The following is an 18,002-nucleotide window of genomic DNA, read 5'->3' on the forward strand; positions in this document are numbered from 1 at the left end:
CCTTGTCCCTCGTGTGATTCGCGCGCCGCTCGCTCGAACCTGACCTAGAGAATCATGGGTGATTCGCCTTGTCCAGAGGCAAAGGTAAAAATCCGTTAACTATTTATAATTTCGGGTTTTTCCAGGTGATTCGATGTGCTGGGCGACCGGCCGCCGAATTTTTCGGGACGGCCGGTCGAAGCAAATCACCCTTTAAGCGTGCGCTCGACGATATCGCGCACGTCGGTCGAAAGAGCGGCAGCCCGCTCGATCTCGATGAGGGCCGAGCGGGCGTGATCGGCACGCGTCGGTTCCAGCGAGCGCCAGGAGCGCATCGAGGTGAGGATACGGGCGGCAAGCTGCGGGTTGCGCTCGTCGATATCGAGAATCTGCTCGGCGAGGAAACGATAGCCTTCGCCGTCGGCGCGGCCGAATCCGGTCGGATTGGCAAAGGCGAAGGTGCCGACCAGCGCCCGCATCCGGTTGGGATTGGTCCGCTTGAAGAGCGGATCATCCATCAGGCCGCGGACCCGGCCCAGGGTTTTTGCCCCCGGAATGCCGGCCTGGATCGCGAACCATTTGTCGATGACGAGCGCATTTTCCGCGAAGCGGCCACGGAAGGTGGCGAGCGCCTCGAGCGTCTCGGCGCTGTCGGGGAAACGATGGGCGAGGATCGTCAGCGCATGGCTGAGATCGGTCATGTTGTTGGCCGTATCGAAGGCGGCCTTGGCGCGCGCCGGCGTCTGTTCGGCATGCGAGAGATAGGTGAGGGCGGTATTGCGCAACGCGCGCAGGCCGGCGCTCTTCGCATCCGGGCTGAAATCGCCTGACGTCGTCATCGCTGCGTAAAGGCCGGCAAAGACGTCCTTTCCGGCATCGGCGATCTGTTTCAGGACCGCCTGCCGGCCGGCATGGATGGCATCGGGATCGTTGTTGCCGCCGAGTTCGCGGGCGATATCGGATTCGCTCGGCAGAGCCAGCGCCTGGGCGCGGAAGGCAGGCTCGAGGCTCTCGTCGGCGGCCGCCGCGATCAGTGTCTCGACGAAGGTCGCCTCGCTGACAACAGGCTTGCCCTCGCGGGCGTCGCGCGCCGCTTTCAGGAGGTTCGGCAGTGCCAGATCGGTCAGCGCCTGCCAGCGGGCGAAATGATCGGTCTCGTGGCGGGCGAGACGGGCGAGATCGGCCGGGCTCTGATCGAAATGCAGGTTGATCGGCGCCGAAAAGCTGCGGTTGATCGAAACGACCGGCCGCGAGCCAATGCCATGGAACACTGCCGTCTGCGTGCGGCCTGTGAGATGCAGCACCTCGCCGGTATATTCCGCGCCGTCGACCGAAGTCGGTTCGATCTTGCCGCCGTTTTCGCCAAACAGCGCGAGGCTGAGCGGAATATGCATCGGCTCCTTGCTCGGCTGGCCGGGCGTTGCCGGGATCATCTGTTCGAGCGACAGGGTGAAGCTGCCGGCCGCCGCATCATAGCTGCCCGATGCGGTGACGAGCGGTGTGCCGGCCTGGTGGTACCAGAGCGAGAATTGCGTGAGGTCGCGGCCGCTTGCATCCTCGAAGCATTTGACGAAATCCTCGATCGTCACGGCCTGGCCGTCGTGGCGATCGAAATAGAGGTCCATGCCCTTCTTGAAGCCGTCCTTGCCGAGCAGCGTCGCGATCATGCGCGTAACTTCGCTGCCCTTTTCGTAGACGGTCGTCGTGTAGAAATTATTGATCTCGCGATATTTCGTCGGCCGCACCGGATGAGCGAGCGGGCCGCCATCTTCCGGGAACTGCTCCGATTTCAGATGGCGCACTTCGGCGATGCGCTTGACGGCGCGCGAGCGCTGGTCGGACGAGAATTCGTGGTCACGATAGACCGTCAGGCCTTCCTTGAGGCACAGCTGGAACCAGTCGCGGCAGGTGATGCGGTTGCCGGTCCAGTTGTGGAAATATTCATGCGCGATGATCGCCTCGATATTGGCATAGTCGGCATCGGTCGCGATCTCGGGATCGGCAAGGACGTATTTGTCGTTGAAGACGTTGAGGCCCTTGTTCTCCATCGCGCCCATGTTGAAGTCGGAGACGGCGACGATCATGAAGATGTCGAGATCGTATTCGCGACCGAACCTCTCTTCGTCCCACTTCATCGAGCGTTTCAGCGCGTCCATCGCATAGGCTGCGCGCGGCTCCTTGCCGTGCTCGACATAGATCTTCAGCACCACCTCGCGGCCGGACACGGTCGTGAACGTGTCTTCGACGACGCCAAGATCGCCGGCGACGAGCGCGAAGAGGTAGCTCGGCTTCGGATGCGGATCGAACCAGGCGGCGAAATGTTTGCCGGGGCCGTAGCCGGCGCCGCCGAGGAAGTTGCCGTTCGACAAAAGCAGCGGGTTGGCGTCCTTGTCGGCAATGATGTTGACCGTAAACGGCGCAAGCACGTCGGGCCGGTCGGGGAAATAGGTGATGCGGCGGAACCCCTCCGCCTCGCACTGCGTGCAGTAGATGCCGCCGGTGCGGTAAAGGCCCATCAGCTTGGTATTGGCCTCAGGGTTGATGATGGTGGTGATCGTCAGTTCGAAGGGCGCTCTCTCCGGCAGGTCGCGCACCGTCAGGCTTTCCGGTGTTGCGTCGTAACGCGAAGGGTCCAGCTCCACCTGGTCGAACAGCAGCCCCGACAACGTCAGTTCGTCGCCGTCGAGAACGATCGGCGCTGTCGGATCGGCGCCCGGGCGACGATGAAAGATGAGGCGCGCCTCGACCTTTGTCTCCGTCGGGTCGAGTTCGAAAGTGAGGTCCACGCGTTCCAGCACGAAGTCGGTGGGACGGTAATCTGCCAGATGAATGACCTGGCCGGTATCTGTTCGCATGGTGTTTCCTGAAGACCGTTATTGGACAACCGCGGAATACAGAGGCGGGCGCACTCTGCCATAAATTTTGCCGGGCATGATTACATTAAAGTCTGAACTAAACTTAAAGCAAATTGCCCGCGAACGCCAAGTTCGCGGGCAAAATATCTTATTGGCAACGGATAACCACGGCCGCGGGGAGAGGTGTGCTACTTCAGATTGAGCGCAGCCTTGATCGTCGCGTCGCTTTCCGTCTGCTGCACGACGACACCGTACCAGCCGAGCCCATCGTAATCCTCGTAACCGAGGGTGCGCGCGAAGGCGACGATCGAACCGTTATTGTCGTAGTAGCTGCCTTTCGCCTGGCCGGACGGGTTGGCGAGCGCGAAATGGGAAAACAGCAAGGTCGGATTGGTGGTGGCGATGACCCGGCTCTTGCCGTCGAGCAGCATGACCGTTGTTCTTTCCGCCAGCTGCGGCGGCAGGTTGGCCTCTTTCTCGACGATCGCCTGGCCCTGGTTCTGCCAGTCGAAATAGACGCCGAGCGTGCCGACCAGCCGGCCGTCGAGCTTGCCCTCTTCGCGGATGCCTGTGGCATAGACGAGCGCGTGCCTGTTGTCGTGCAGCGGGCTCGCTTTGACGTCATCGACGATATAAGCGTCGCCGGAAGAGCAGGCCGACGCCGCGCGGAACCACGGATCGCCGGCAAGGCTCGTGCCGGCGATCTTACGCTGGAACTTGGGATTGGCGGATGCGATCACCTTTCCCGAGGGATCGGTCATGACGAGATCGAGATAGACGGTGTAGAAGCGGTTGATGGCGCCGAGACGCTCCGCCGCAAAGGCGACGGTTTCCCGGCCCGGTTCCTGCAGCGCCTGCCAGAGTGCCGGGTCCGTCGCCCACCAGCGCACATCGGCCGTGCGTTCGAAAAGGTTGCGGACGATGAGCTGCACCAGTGTCTGCGCCAGATCGGTCAGGCGAACGCCCTCCATCTCCTCGACCAGCGAATCCGCCATGGCGCGGCTAAGGCCAATGCGGCCAAGCACGTTGCTCTCGAACCTGCCGGTAATGTCGGTTGCGATCTGCGCCAGCCGCTGCACCTCGTTGGCAACGACGGCGAAGCCCTTTCCGGTCTCGCCGGCTCTGGCTGCCTCGATTAGCGCATTGATCGCCAGCAGCTTGATCTGCTTGACGATATGGGTGTTGTCGGCGCTGAAGCGCTCGAGGTCGGTGCTGATGCCGTCGGTGACGACGCGCATGGACCGCGGTGTCGCATTCTGCGACTGGGCAATGGTTTCGGCGCTAAGCGGCTTCATCAAATGGATCCTGGAAGGAGCGGGCAATTGTTTATGTGGTGAAGAAAATTTCGAGATCAGCGATAAAAAACGATGCTTGCCTATGGTTTTCAATTGGTTAACGGCTAGCCCCGTGAGATGAACATTTTCGGGGTGAATGGCTCAAAACGAGAAATTTCAGAGCGGTGGCGCATAAGCACCACGGTTGAGCCTGCCGCTGACGGCGTTTTTGTGATTCTCTCATGGTGCTTGCGGTTTTTTCGCCAATCAGTTTTTTCTTTCGCTACGATGCAAGACGTCACCCGCTGCGTTCCCGAGTCGAACGCGTCCCCCCGTTCCGCTTGAGCAGTATTAAGAGCCAGGATCATGCACTCGGTTCTCAGAAACCCGATGAGAGGCATTGCGCTGAAAGTCTCGTCGGTCGTGGTCTTCCTGGCCATGCAGACCTTCATCAAGCTGGCCGGCTCAGACATCCCGCCAGGTCAGGTCACCTTCTGCAGGTCGTTCTTCGCGCTTTTCCCGATCATGGCCTATCTGGCCTATAACAGGCAGTTGCGCGCCGCCTTCTACACGGCCAATCCAATCGGTCACCTGAAGCGCGGCACGATCGGCATCTTGTCGATGGCTTTCGGTTTCTACGGCCTGCTGCATCTGCCGCTGCCGGAGGCGATCGCGCTCGGCTACGCGTTGCCGCTCGTCGCCGTCATCTTCGCTGCCGTTTTTCTCGGTGAGACCGTGCGTATCTATCGCTGGAGCGCCGTCCTGATCGGCATCGTCGGCGTTGCCATCGTGTCCTGGCCGAAACTGACGCTGTTTCGCGCAGGCGGCATGGAGGCGGAGCAGGCCGTCGGCGCGCTCTGCGTGCTGCTCTCGGCCGTTCTCGGCGGCATGGCGATGATCCAGGTGCGCCGCCTCGTCGAGGAGGAGAAGACGGCGACGATCGTGCTGTATTTCTCGATCACCGCCTCGGTCTTCTCGCTGGCTTCGCTTCCCTTCGGCTGGCTCATCCTGCCATGGCCGTCGGCGCTCTCTCTGATCGCCGCCGGTTTTTGCGGCGGCGTCGCGCAGATCCTGCTGACGGAAAGTTACCGCCATGCCGACGTCTCCACCATCGCGCCGTTCGAATATACCTCGATCCTGCTTGGCGGCATCGTCGCCTATTTTGTCTTCGGTGATGTGCCGAGCGTTTCCATGCTGATTGGCACCGCCATCGTCATCGCCGCCGGCATCTTCATCATCTTTCGCGAGCATCAGCTGGGCATCGAGCAGAGAGAGGCGCGCAAGGCCACGACGCCGCAAGCGTGACGCCTGCAAGCGCATATTTATCAAGGTTTTAACGCAGGGATTGCGGCGGCCTGAGACTTGCTCTCAAAGAGTGAAAAGAATGGCGAATTCTTGGGATATCGCGGACCTGAGGAATATGGTTGTTGAACATGAGAGAGTATCATTTATTCCAAGCTGTGCATGTCTGAATGGCCGCTGATGCCGGAGGAGCTCTGGGTGTCGTTGCTCCGAACGCCGGCCGGCGAGCGGAGGTGGAGAAAAGCATAATGGCATTCACAGCGGAGCAATTGGTGGGGAACTCTTCCTTTCTGATGAGCATTCGCTTTTTAGCTGGGCAGATGCGCGGCATGTTCGACGCCGGTCCGCGGCTGGCGCGACTGCTTGCCTCGCATCAACGCTGGCTTCTGACCCAGACTGCCTATGCTCTCCACCTGGAATATGATCCGCGCGACCCGACGTCGGGTTTCACCGCCGTGCGGCTGACCGGGCGCATCACCGCGCACAAGGTGGCGAGCCGCAACACCGTGCTCGCCTTCATCGAGGAACTCTATACCTACCGCTTCATAACCCACACGCCGGGCGACGAGCGGCGGCGGCCACGTCATTTCGAACCGGCTGATGTCAGCCATCAGGGGATGTTTGCCTGGATTCGCTCCAATCTCGGCGCGCTCGACCTGCTTGACGGCGGTGAAAGGGCAGCCTTTTTCCAGGCAAATCCATCGCTGATGCGGCTCATTCAGCCGCGCATTGCCCGCCATTGCCTCGAAGATGCCGCCTGGCGCGAACCGCCGGAGCAGGTGGCGCTGTTCCTCTGGACGGAAGCCGGCGGCCTCGTCGTCGACAACTTCATCGCCCGGATGGATATGGAAAGCAGCGAGCCGGACAGGCTGTCCGTCGGCCGTGTCGAAACCCGCGCGCTCGCCGCCGATTTCATGATGTCGCGTACCCATCTGCAGCGGCTGCTGGCAAAAGCGGCGCAACGCGGCTGCGTCGGCTGGCAGGACGAGCCGCGCAAGACGCACCTTTGGATATCGCGGGATTTCGTCGAGGAATATTGCGCCTGGCAGGCGGTCAAGTTCGCCTATGTGGACGAAGCCTTCGAATGGGCGAAGGCCCAGATCGAGGAGATGGCTATTTGATCAGAGAACGATCGCCGCTGTACCTACGCCATTGCGCGTGCCGGCATCGGCTGGCTTGACCGAAAGCTCGCGCTCATATTCCCGCGCGGCACAGACGGCAACCCGGATATGCTCGAAGGTTTCGATGTTGCGCAGAAGCGATATCAGGATCGTCGACATTTTGGAGTTACTCTACTCAAAGGCGCAGGCGAAGCGCCCGCCGCTCAATATTGCTGGAAGTCCGAAAAAATGGCGTTCGGGCGCGCCGTACGGCTGTTGATGCCGGTGCCGCGGGCAATCATCTGTTCGTTCGTGGCAAAGCCGAAACGGCTGTAGCCTTGAGTGGAACGAACCTGGTCGCCGGCGAGGCGAAGGGTTTCAAACCCGCTATGGATAGGACGAAAACGCTTGTTCATGGCCTTGGTTCCTGTGATTCCTCCCAAGACACAGCTGATATTGCGATGCAGCATAGATTCCGCAATGCATCACGGCGGGATGCAGCCATGCGAAAAACGCATAGATTGATTCATAAATTATTCAACTTTGTCTAATTTCTAAGCAAAGAGAGGGACTTAAGCTTCGCCTGAAAAGCCAGTAGGTCATTCCAGGCCAGCCGCTTGTTTACAGGTGCGGTTAACAGATCCTGCGGATGCAGGCTGGCTATGGCAGGAATGACACAGTCGGCAACGGCAATCTCCTTCCAACGGCCGCGAAGGCCGTGAATCGTATCGTTTTCGCCGAAGAAGAAGCGCGCCGAAAAATTGCCGAGCAGCAGGATCGCCTTGGGTTCGGCAAGCGCGATCTGCCGCTCGATGAAGGGTCGGCAGATGTCCATTTCCGCTGCCGAGGGCGCACGATTGCCAGGTGGCCGCCAGGGGATGACCTGCGTCAAAAGAATGGCTGAGCGCGTCAGCCCGATCGCCGTCAGCATCTTGTCGAACAGCTGGCCGGATTTTCCCGAGAAGGGCAAACCTTCGCGATCGTCTTCGGCGCTCGGCGCCGAGCCGATCACCATGATCCCGCTTTCGGCATCGCCGCTGGCAAAGATAGTCGAGCGGGCACTGTGCTTGAGGTTGCAGCCGTTGAAGGCTTCGATCGCGGTCTTGAGCTCACTGAGCGATTGCGCGGTTTCGGCGACGAAGCGCGCCTGTTGCACGGCCTCGCCGTCCGGGATTGCCGGTTGTGGACCGGACGCTGCGCGTTCGGCAGGCGCTGGGCGCGCCGCTGTATTCGGACGCGGCGGTGCCTGGCTTGGGGCAGGGCGTTCCCCAGCGACGGGACGTTGCTGCTGCGCCTGTGTCGCCGGGCGGCGGGCGGCCTTCATCGCCTCGAACTCGGCGAAGCGGTCGATCGCCTCTTCCTCCAAGAGCCATTCCACGCCGGCATCCGCATGGAAATGCAGAAGCGCTGCAAGCTCGGCGGGGGAGAGGTCGTTGGCGGAGATCATGCGGGCAAGCTTAGCGGAGTGACAGCGGCATTGAAAGGGCGGGCGGCAGATTGCCCGCCCTTGCCTGTGCTATTGCACAGTCCATTGCGCAATGTCGTCGCGTTCGCCGATCAGCGCCAGGCCATGGGCGATCGACAACAGCTCGCCGCCGCTTTCGATCCGGTCGCGCTCGAAGCGTTCGGTGAAGATGCGGCGCACCGCCGGCACGAAGGAGGTGCCGCCGGTCAGGAACACCTTGTCGATCTCCGCAGGCTTCGTCTCGGTCTTGTCGAGCACGTCGTCGAGCGCGCCTTCGATGCGGGCGAGATCATCGGCGATCCAGCCTTCGAAATCGCTCCGTTTGATGCTGCGATGTCCACCGCGACCAAGCGGCGCGAAATCGAAAGGCGCCTCCTCCGAGGCCGAGAGCGCCATCTTCGTCGCCGACACAGCCTGATAGAGCGGGTAGCCCTCGTCATGGTCGATGAGGTCGATGAAGATTTCGAGCTTTTCCGGTTCCAGGCTGGTGCGCACCAGCTTCTTCAGATCCTCGAATTCACGCGTGGTCTTGAAGATCGACAGCTGGTTCCAGCGGCCGAAGCTGGAATAGTAGTTGGACGGCACTTCGAGAATCTTGTCGAAGCTCTTGAAATGGCTGCCTTTGCCGATCAGCGGCGCGACGATGTTGTCGATCATCCTGTAGTCGAAGTGATCGCCGGCGACACCGACACCGGAATGGCCGATCGGCGTTGCCGTCAGCTTGCCGGCAACGGTCTCGAAGCGGATCAGCGAATAGTCGGTCGTGCCGCCGCCGAAATCGGCAACCAGCACGGTGGCATCCTGCTTCAGGTTCTGCGCGAAGTAGAAGGCGGCGGCGACCGGCTCATAGACATAGTGGATTTCGGGAAAGCCGAAGCGCGACAGCGCCTCATTGTAGCGTTCGGTCGCCAGCGCCGGATCGGGGCTGGCACCGGCGAAATGTACCGGCCGGCCGGTGACGATACGGCTGACATCGGAAGGCCAGTGGTCGCCGGCATAGTTGCGCAGGCGGCGCACGAAGACCTCCATCAGATCTTCGAAATTATGCCGCTTGGCGAAGATCAGCGTGCCCTGGAACAGCGCGCTCGCCGCAAAGGTCTTGATCGACTGCAGGAAGCGACATTCGCCGGGATTGTCGATGAATTGGCGGATCGCCGCATGGCCGGCCTCCACCTTCAGTGCTGACGCTCCGAGCTGGGCATCCTTCATGAAGGAAAGCGCCGTGCGCATGCTGTCGGCCGTACCTTCCGTGCTCGTGAACGCCATCGAGCGTGTCGCTCCGCCATCCGCCATGGCGAGAACCGTATTCGTCGTGCCGAAGTCGAAACCCAGCGCCTGAGCCATGCCCGCACCTCTTCATGCCGATTGTTGTTGGAGACGGAGCATCGCTCCGCGAAAGGGCGTAAGCACGCCCCGGAATCAGGAGGGCGGGTGATGCCACAGGGGCGTGATACATTCAAGAGGAGCGGAAGTTGATGTGATCGCGGGCGCACTTCTTCTCCCGGTTAGAAGAAGAAGTGCGCCGCAAGGGTCAACCGGCAATGCCGAATTCAGAGGGCCGTCATCACTCGGCGGCCATCGCCCTTGCCTCTTCCAGCTGCGGCTCCTCGACCTTCTTGTGGCCGATCAGGCGGCCGAGGAAGTTTCCGAAGCGGTCCATCTCGACGAAGATGACCGGGGTGATGAAGAGCGTCAGCATCTGCGAGACGATCAGGCCGCCGACGACGGCGATGCCGAGCGGCTGGCGCAGTTCCGAACTTGCGCCGGTGCCGAGCGCGATCGGCAAGGCGCCGAGCAGGGCGCAGAAGGTCGTCATCATGATCGGCCGGAAGCGTCGCACGCAGGCCTCGTGGATCGCCACCGTCGCCTTTTCGCCGGTCGTGCGCATGGTCTCCACCGCCACGTCGATCATCATGATCGCGTTCTTCTTGACGATGCCGATCAGCATCAGCAGGCCGATAAGGGCGATGATCGACAGGTCGAAACCCATGATATCAAGCGCCAGCAGCGCACCGAAGGCCGCGGCCGGCAGGCCGGACAGAATGGTGAGCGGGTGGATGAAGCTCTCGTAGAGCACGCCGAGCACGACATAGATGGTCAGCACCGCCGCCAGGATGAGGTATGGCGTATTGCCCTGAGACTGCTCGAAAATCTCAGCTGTACCGCCATAGGAGGTGAAGACGTCGGCCGGCATGCTCATTTCCGTCTTGATCTGGTCGATTGCCGCCGTCGCGTCGCTGAGCGAGACGCCTTCCGGCAGGTTGAAGGAAACGGTGGTCGAGACGAGCTGGCCGGTCTGGTTGATTGTCACCGGGCCGACCGTGCGCTCGACATGCGCGAAGTTTGAAAGCGGCACCAGGCTGCCATTGGCCGAGGCGACACGGATCTCCGAGAGCTTCTGGTCGTCCCAGGGCTTGCTGGTGTCATATTCGACGATGACGTCGTAGCTGTCGCCGGTCGACTGGATTTCCGCCGCTGCATATCCGCTGAAGGATTCCTGCAGCGTCGTGCGCAGCGTATCATTGTCGATCCCGTAGGCGGCTGCCCGCTCTGTATCGATGACGATATTGGCCTGCAGAGCGTTGTTCTGGGCGTCCGAGGTCACGTCGGTGAACAGCCGATCCTTGCGCATCGCCGCCTGGATCTTGCCGGCCCACAGGTTCGTCTGATCAGCACTCAGCGCCTGCACCACCAGCTGATATTGGCTGGCCGTCTGGCGGCCGCCGAAGCGCAGGCTCTGGTTCGGCGTCACGAAGGCCTGCAAGCCGGGGATCTTGTTGATCGCCGTGCGCAGTTCGCGCAGAGTCTGGTCAAGCGGCGCACGCTGCTTCTTGTCCTTGAGTTCGACGAACATAGAGCCGTTGTTCTGCGGCTTGTTGGGGTTGCCGCCGATCGTCGACATCACATGGTTGACCGCCGGGTTCGCCTTGACGACGGCTGCCGCCTGCTGCTGCAGCGCCGCCATTGCGGAATAGGAAATGTCCTGCCGGGCCTGCGTGCTGATCGTCAGGCGGCCGATATCCTCCTGCGGGAAGAAGCTTGTCGGCAGCGTCATGAAGAAATAGATCGTCAGTGCCACCGAAGCGAGGAAAACGCCGAGGATCGTGGGGCGGTGGCGAAGGCACCAGCCGACAGCCCTGTCATAGCCGCGCAGCGTCCGTTCGAAGCCGGCATCGAAGATGCGGATCATGAGCGGCGGGCGGCTCTGGTGGTTGGACAGACGCGAGGCGAGCATCGGCGTCACGGTCAGCGAGACGATTGCCGAGGAGATGATCGCAATCGCAACCACCATGCCGAATTCGTTGAACACGCGGCCGACAACGCCGCCCATCAGCAGGATCGGGATGAAGACCGCGATCAACGAAACCGACATGGAAATGATGGTATAGCTGACTTCGCCCGCACCCTTGATCGCCGCTTCCCGCACGGGCATGCCTTCCTCGACATGGCGCAGAATGTTCTCGAGCATGACGATGGCGTCATCCACCACGAGCCCCACCGCGAGCGTTAGGCCGAGCAGCGAGATGTTGTCGATACTGTAGCCGAGCACATACATCATGCCGAAGGTCGAGATCAGCGACAGCGGAACGGCAAGCCCGGGAATGATCGTTGCTGTCGCATGGCCGGTAAAGAGGTAGATGACGAGAACGACGAGGCCGATCGTCAGGAGCAGCGTGAACTTCACGTCGGAGATGGCATCGCGAATCGGCTTTGCGGCGTCATTCATGACGACCGTGTTGACGGAGGGCGGGATTTCGGCGTGAAGCTGCGGCAGCTTGGCGTTGATCGCATCGACGACATCGACCGTGTTGGCGTCCGGCTGGCGCTGGATGGCGAGGATAATGCCACGCTGGCCATCATACCAGCTGCCGGTATACTGGTTCTCGACGCTGTCCTGCACGTCGGCAATATCGCCGAGGTGGATCGGCGCGCCGTTCGGATTGGCAATCACGAGCGAACGGAATTGTTCGGCGCTGGTGCGCTGCGTGTTCGCCGTGATGGTCATGCTCTGCGAATTGTTCTGCAGCGTTCCCACAGGCTGCTGGCTGTTGGCGGCAGCAAGCGCCTTGTTGACGGTGTCGATGCCGATGCCGCGGGTCAAAAGCTTGTTGGGATCGACCTCGACGCGCACGGCATAGGTCTGCGCACCGTAGACGCTGACCTGGGCAACGCCGGGAAGCGTCGACAGCGACGGCGAGATGATGTTCTCGGCGATGTCGTCAAGCTTGCTGCGCGGCATGGTGTTGCTCTGCACCGAGAGCAGCATGACAGGCGCATCGGCCGGGTTCGTCTTGCGATAACTCGGCGGCGTCGTCAGATTGTCGGGCAGTTGCCGGGTGGCATGCGAAATCGCGGCCTGCACGTCGGCTGCGGCCGCATCGATATTACGACTGAGGTCGAACTGCAGCACGATGCTGGTGCTGCCGAGCGAACTGGAGGCGCTGATTTCGGTGATCCCGGGAATGGTCTCGAACTGCTTGATCAGCGGCGTCGAGACCGAGGTCGCCATCGTCTGCGGCGAGGCACCGCTCAACTGTGCCGAAACGTTGATGGTGGGAAAGTCGACCTGCGGCAGGGCTGCGACGGGTACGAGCTGATAACCGGCAAGACCGGCCAGAATGACGCCGATCGCAAGCAGCGTCGTCGCGACGGGGCGCTGGATACAGAAATTCGGGATCATTGCTGAGCTCCCACCGCGATCGTCTCGGAGGGCTGCTGTTGCCGAGGCTCTTCGGCGGAGGCGACATCAAGCGCCTTTTCATCGAACTGCTCGTTGATCGCCTGCTGGTCGCTGAGCTGGCCCTGGCCCTCGACGACGACGTGATCGCCTGCCTGAAGACCCGATTCAATGGCGGTGAAGCCGCCATTTGCGCGGGCAACGGTGACGGCCGTCAGATGCGATTTGCCGTCCTTGGCGACGAAGGCGAAGAACCCCTCCGGGCCGGGACTGACGGCAACCGTCGGCACCACCACCTGCTGTTCGTCATTGTTGAAATGCACGACGATGTTGACCGACTGGCCGGGCCAGAGCGCGCCGGAGGCATTCTCGAATTTCGCCTTGGCGAGGATCGTGCCCGAGGCCGTGTCGACCGTGTTGTCGTAGAAGCTGATCTCGCCCTTTCGGACTTGCCCCTTGGTGGAGTTGGGAGCGGTGCTGACCTCGACCGGACCGGCTGCCAAAGCGCTCTTCAGCTCCCGCAGGTAGCGTTCCTGAAGGTGAAATTTGACATAGATCGGATCGTATTTCGCGATGGTGACGATTGCCGAACCGGCACTGAGGAAAGCGCCCTTGCTGACGGCGATATCGCCGAGCCGACCGTCGAAGGGAGCGCGGATATCGGTGTGCTCGAGGATGATCTGATCGGAGGCCAGCGACGCCTTGTCGGCGTCAACAGTGGCTGCGGCGGTATCACGGGCGGCGACCGCCTGGTCGAGGCTCTGCTGGGTGCCGGCCTTCTGATCGAAGAGGTCCTGCGCGCGGGTCAATGCGGTCGCGGCTTCCGAAAGGGTTGCCGTGTCGCGCACGATCATCGCATTGTCCTTGTCGACGGTCGCCTTGGCCGTCCGGTCGTCCAGCTTGGCGATCAGGTCACCGGCTTTGACGGTCGCCCCATCCTGCGCATCGATGCTGACGATCAGGCCCTGTTCCTGTGCGGCAATGGTCGTATTGTCATCGGCATCGGCCCAGCCGGACGCCGTCACATCCATCGGCAGCGTCGTCTTCACGGCTGCGACGGTTTTGACGACGGTCGGGCCGCCGCCACCGCGTCTGCGCCCGCCGCCCTGATGTTGCCCACCATCCTGACCCTGATTGGCCTGCCCCTGATCGGCCTGTGCCTGCTGCCCGCCGCCATCGCCGCCGGCCGGCTGCTTGATGAACTGCGAGAGGTAGGGAATGCGGGACGCATAAGGGACCAGATTCCCGAATTGCCAGACGCCGACGGCGGCAACTGCGATAACGCTGATGGTGATCCAAAATTTCTTCATGGGCGATACCGGTCTTTGAGCAAGGTTGCGGGGGGGGCAAGGTTGCGAATTTTATGCCCCGATTGAGCCACTTATATTGCGGCGCAAAAAAGACATAATTCCCGGGTCGCGATCACTAAGTGGTTATAACGGCTTAAATTTTTGTAATGAATATTCCGTAATATTCAAACTATACTAATATAGTCCCAGTGTAACCTGGGCCGTTTGACGGCGGAGGGGCAGGCGGTTCGCGACAAGACGATGTCGATCCGGTGCGCCGTCATTTGCCCCCCGCGAAGAACACGGAAAAAACCAGAGAAGGCAGGTCGTTATGACCGAGTTGGACGCCAGCGAATTTCGGGCTCTCATAACAAGCGTGTTTCCTGAACTCACGGCCTCCGTCTTCAAGCTGGCGGCGAAGGGCTGGGATTCGCTTGCCGTTGACGTCGATGACACGCTGATCTTCAAGTTTCCCCGCCATCCAAGTGCGGAAAGAGCGCTTGTGAAGGAAGCCGCCTTGCTCGATATCGTTCGGTCGTCGCTGTCGATGGCAGTGCCCGACATGCGCATTCACGACGGGCCGCCGATCTTCTCCAGCCATGCCAAGCTCGACGGCGAACATCTCATTGCTGAAGATTACGATGCGCTTGGCGAAAGCGATCGTCAGCACCTCGCGGAAGATCTCGCCCGTTTTTACGCCGAGCTGCATGTGCTCGATGCCGATCGCATGCGGTCGGCCGGTGCCGGGACAATCCAGCCATGGCAATCACCCGAGACGGTACGAATAAAGGCTTTGCCGTTGCTGTCGCCTGACATCCGGAGCTTTGCGCAGGTGATCGTTTCCGATTTCGAAGCCTTGCCGCCCGACCCCTATGGCAACTTCTACGGTTTCTTCGACGGTCATGGCTGGAACATGGCCTTCGATCATGCGCAAAGGCGGCTGAACGGCATTTATGATTTCGCCGATTCAGGTTTTGGCCCGTTGCACCAGGAATTCATCTACTCGAATTTCATCTCGCCCGATCTGACCGCCCGCATCGTATCGGCCTATGAAATGCTGACCGGACGCAGGCTCGACCGGCGACGCCTTGCGATCCTGACCGGTTTCCATCGTCTTTCCGAGCTCGCCGAATTTGCGGACGATCCGGCTAACGTCGAACAGATGATCCGAAGTGTGGCGACATGGGCGGCGCTCACCCGCGTCGGCTGAGAGCGAATGGTCACACGGACCGCGCCGCGCCGCCGTCGCAACGGATGAGCGAGCCGGTGATGTAGCTTGCCGGCTGGCTGCACAGGAAGGCGGCAGTTGCGGCAAATTCCTCGACCCTGCCATAGCGGCCGACCGGAATGCGCGCTTCCTTGTCGGTACGGATCTCCTCGAGGCTCTTGCCAGTCCGCTTTGCTGCAGCTCCGTCGAGAACGTCGAGGCGCGCCGTCAGGATGCTGCCCGGCAAGAGCAGGTTGGTCGTGACGCCGAAGCCCGCCACTTCCGAGGCAAGCGTCTTGCTCCAGCCGGCAAGGGCCGGGCGCAGCGTATTCGACAGCGCCAGATTGGCGATAGGTTCGATCACGCCGGATGAGGCAACGGTCAGGATGCGGCCCCAGCCCTGCGCCTTCATGCCGGGCAGCAGCGCATTGGTGAGCGTGATCACCCGAGCGACCATGGAGAGGAAATAGCTTTCGAGCTTTTCGCCCGTCATGTCCTCCGTCGTGCCGGGTGTCGGTCCGCCGGTATTGTTGACGAGGATATCGAGCCCGCCGAACTTCTCCTTCACCGCCGTCGTCGTCATCTCGACGAAGCGTTCGTCCCCGAGATCGGCCCAGATCCAGTCGGCCCGGCCTTTGCCTTCGCCATTGATCGCCTTGCAATTGGCGTCCAGCTGTTCGCCGCTGCGCCCGCAGAGCAGCACGTTTGCGCCCTCACGCGCCAGCGCCACGGCGATGCCGAGGCCGAGGCCGCGCGAAGAGGCGAGGACGAGTGCCCGTTTGCCCTTGATGCCGAGATCCATGATTGTCCTCCGATAGGTCAGAGCGATGTATAAGGCGCAAGCGGCGGAAAAGGAAAGGGAATGTGACCGGTTCGGCAGCGTTTGATAATTGACGTTGACGTAAACGTTATGTAAATCTGCCTCTTGAGGCGTCATCATTGTGCGAATTGGAAGATTGGCTGTCGTATCCCGGCTCGACAATGCTTTCTCGTTTTGACAAGAAAGTGCCATGACGGGGATGACGGCCGCGTGCCGCCAAGCGGAGACGAGTGAATGACCGAGACGACTGAGCTGCCCGAACGCGAAAGCATGGAATTCGACGTGGTGATCGTCGGCGCCGGTCCTGCCGGTCTTGCGGCGGCGATCCGGTTGAAGCAGGTCAATCCGGAACTCTCCGTCGTCGTGCTGGAGAAGGGCGCGGAAGTTGGCGCCCATATCCTCTCGGGCGCCGTGGTCGACCCGATCGGCATCGACCGACTGTTGCCCGGCTGGCGCGAGGAGAGCGATCATCCCTTCAAGACCGAAGTGACAGCAGATCACTTCCTGCTGCTCGGCCCGGCCGGCTCGATCCGCCTGCCGAATGTGCTGATGCCGCCGCTGATGAACAATCACGGCAACTACATCGTCTCGCTCGGGCTCGTCTGTCGCTGGCTGGCGACCAAGGCCGAAGAACTCGGCGTCGAGATCTATCCGGGTTTTGCCGCAACCGAGGTGCTCTACAATGACGAAGGTGCCGTCATCGGTGTCGCCACCGGCGACATGGGCATCGAGAAGAACGGCGAGCCCGGCCCGAACTATACCCGCGGCATGGAACTGCTCGGCAAATATGTGCTGATCGGCGAGGGCGTGCGCGGCTCGCTCGCCAAGCAGCTGATTGCCAAGTTCGATCTGCAGAAAGACCGTGAACCGCAAAAGTTCGGCATCGGCATCAAGGAACTCTGGCAGGTCAAGCCGGAGAACCACAGGCCGGGCCTGGTGCAGCACTCCTTCGGTTGGCCGCTCGGCATGAAGACCGGCGGCGGCTCCTTCCTCTATCACCTGGAAGACAATCTGGTGGCCGTCGGCTTCGTCGTCCACCTCAATTACAAGAACCCCTATCTCTATCCCTTCGAGGAATTCCAGCGCTTCAAGACGCATCCGGCGATCCGTACCACCTTCGAGGGCGGCAAGCGGCTGTCCTATGGGGCGCGTGCCATCACCGAGGGCGGCTACCAGTCGGTGCCGAAGCTTTCCTTCCCCGGCGGGGCGCTGATCGGCTGTTCGGCCGGTCTGGTCAACGTGCCGCGCATCAAGGGCAGCCACAATGCGGTGCTGTCGGGTATGCTGGCGGCCGAGAAGATCGCCGCCGCGATTGTATCAGGCCGCAGCCATGACGAGATCGTCGAGATAGAGAATGAATGGCGCAAGGGCGACATCGGCAAGGATTTGAGGCGCGTCCGCAACGTCAAGCCGCTCTGGTCGAAGTTCGGCACCGCGCTTGGCGTGGCGCTCGGCGGCTTTGACATGTGGACCAACACGCTGTTCGGCTTTTCCGTCTTCGGCACGCTGAAACATGGCAAGACCGATGCCCAGTCGCTCGAACCTGCTTCACAGCACAAGCCGATCGCCTATCCGAAGCCCGATGGCGTCTTGACCTTCGATCGGCTGTCCTCGGTGTTCCTGTCGAACACCAATCACGAGGAAGACCAGCCGGTGCATCTGCAGGTCAAGGACATGACGCTGCAGAAGAGTTCGGAGCACGACATCTATGCCGGCCCGTCGACGCGTTACTGTCCGGCCGGCGTCTATGAATGGGTGGAAAAGGACGGCAAGGACGTCTTCGTCATCAACGCCCAGAACTGCGTGCACTGCAAGACCTGCGACATCAAGGACCCCAACCAGAACATCAACTGGGTGCCACCGCAGGGCGGCGAGGGGCCGGTCTATCCGAATATGTGAGGCGGATTGTCCTCGCGCCCGACAATTTTTAGGTGCTGACGCCTTCGTGATCGCCTCCTGCCGGAGGCTATTAGCGTTTCATTAACCATAATTTCCTTAGCTTGCGACATCGTGTTGACGCACTAAGGACACAT

General features: G+C 61.3%; 13 protein-coding genes. 4 read left to right on the forward strand and 9 right to left on the reverse strand.

The window, feature by feature from the left end; all coding sequences use genetic code 11:
* Window positions 1-185: 185 nt before the first annotated feature.
* Window positions 186-2,834 carry an aminopeptidase N gene (pepN, locus tag CUJ84_RS05525; RefSeq protein WP_105005503.1) on the reverse strand — a complete coding sequence of 883 codons (2,649 nt, stop codon included), beginning with the start codon at window positions 2,832-2,834 and terminating at the stop codon, window positions 186-188.
* Window positions 2,835-3,022: 188 nt separating this feature from the next.
* Complete coding sequence (locus CUJ84_RS39165) at window positions 3,023-4,129, reverse strand: methyl-accepting chemotaxis protein (protein ID WP_105005504.1); 1,107 nt, start codon at window positions 4,127-4,129, stop codon at window positions 3,023-3,025.
* A gap of 345 nt (window positions 4,130-4,474) precedes the next feature.
* Between CUJ84_RS39165 and CUJ84_RS05540 the strand changes: the two genes are divergently transcribed.
* Together CUJ84_RS05540 and CUJ84_RS05545 are read left to right on the forward strand one after the other, a co-directional pair.
* A complete protein-coding gene (locus CUJ84_RS05540; RefSeq protein WP_105005505.1) occupies window positions 4,475-5,413 on the forward strand; it encodes a DMT family transporter in 939 nt (312 codons plus the stop codon).
* 245 nt (window positions 5,414-5,658) lie between these two features.
* Entirely contained in the window at window positions 5,659-6,531 is an 873-nt protein-coding gene (locus CUJ84_RS05545; protein ID WP_105005506.1) for a hypothetical protein, read from the forward strand.
* On the opposite strand, the gene CUJ84_RS38240 is transcribed toward CUJ84_RS05545, so the two are convergent.
* From CUJ84_RS38240 to CUJ84_RS05570, 6 genes are all read right to left on the reverse strand, one after another.
* Complete coding sequence (locus tag CUJ84_RS38240) at window positions 6,532-6,690, reverse strand: hypothetical protein (RefSeq protein WP_199788779.1); 159 nt, start codon at window positions 6,688-6,690, stop codon at window positions 6,532-6,534.
* Window positions 6,691-6,734: 44 nt separating this feature from the next.
* Window positions 6,735-6,926 carry a hypothetical protein gene (locus tag CUJ84_RS05550; RefSeq protein ID WP_003546802.1) on the reverse strand — a complete coding sequence of 64 codons (192 nt, stop codon included), beginning with the start codon at window positions 6,924-6,926 and terminating at the stop codon, window positions 6,735-6,737.
* Between the two features lie 131 nt (window positions 6,927-7,057).
* Window positions 7,058-7,957 carry a uracil-DNA glycosylase gene (locus tag CUJ84_RS05555; protein WP_105005507.1) on the reverse strand — a complete coding sequence of 300 codons (900 nt, stop codon included), beginning with the start codon at window positions 7,955-7,957 and terminating at the stop codon, window positions 7,058-7,060.
* Window positions 7,958-8,026: 69 nt separating this feature from the next.
* A complete protein-coding gene (locus CUJ84_RS05560) occupies window positions 8,027-9,319 on the reverse strand; it encodes an Hsp70 family protein (protein ID WP_105005508.1) in 1,293 nt (430 codons plus the stop codon).
* A 220-nt stretch (window positions 9,320-9,539) separates the two neighbouring features.
* Entirely contained in the window at window positions 9,540-12,656 is a 3,117-nt protein-coding gene (locus CUJ84_RS05565; RefSeq protein ID WP_105005509.1) for an efflux RND transporter permease subunit, read from the reverse strand.
* Window positions 12,653-13,963, reverse strand: a complete 1,311-nt coding sequence (locus CUJ84_RS05570) for an efflux RND transporter periplasmic adaptor subunit (RefSeq protein WP_105005510.1) — start codon at window positions 13,961-13,963, stop codon at window positions 12,653-12,655. The genes CUJ84_RS05565 and CUJ84_RS05570 overlap by 4 nt, the downstream gene beginning before the upstream one ends.
* Window positions 13,964-14,273: 310 nt before the next feature.
* On the opposite strand from CUJ84_RS05570, the gene CUJ84_RS05575 reads away from it, so the two are divergent.
* Entirely contained in the window at window positions 14,274-15,152 is an 879-nt protein-coding gene (locus CUJ84_RS05575; RefSeq protein WP_105005511.1) for a phosphotransferase family protein, read from the forward strand.
* 10 nt (window positions 15,153-15,162) lie between these two features.
* Here CUJ84_RS05575 and CUJ84_RS05580 read toward each other — a convergent pair whose 3' ends face one another.
* Window positions 15,163-15,951 (reverse strand): SDR family oxidoreductase, encoded by a 789-nt coding sequence (locus tag CUJ84_RS05580; RefSeq protein ID WP_105005512.1) that lies wholly within the window; start codon window positions 15,949-15,951, stop codon window positions 15,163-15,165.
* A gap of 252 nt (window positions 15,952-16,203) precedes the next feature.
* Here CUJ84_RS05580 and CUJ84_RS05585 point away from each other — a divergent pair, with 252 nt between their 5' ends.
* The gene (locus CUJ84_RS05585; protein ID WP_105005513.1) at window positions 16,204-17,868 is read left to right on the forward strand and encodes an electron transfer flavoprotein-ubiquinone oxidoreductase; all 1,665 of its coding nucleotides are present in this window, start codon (window positions 16,204-16,206) and stop codon (window positions 17,866-17,868) included.
* Window positions 17,869-18,002 lie beyond the last annotated feature (134 nt).

Origin of the sequence: Rhizobium leguminosarum, assembly GCF_002953715.1 — a bacterium.
Classification (GTDB): domain Bacteria; phylum Pseudomonadota; class Alphaproteobacteria; order Rhizobiales; family Rhizobiaceae; genus Rhizobium; species Rhizobium leguminosarum_V.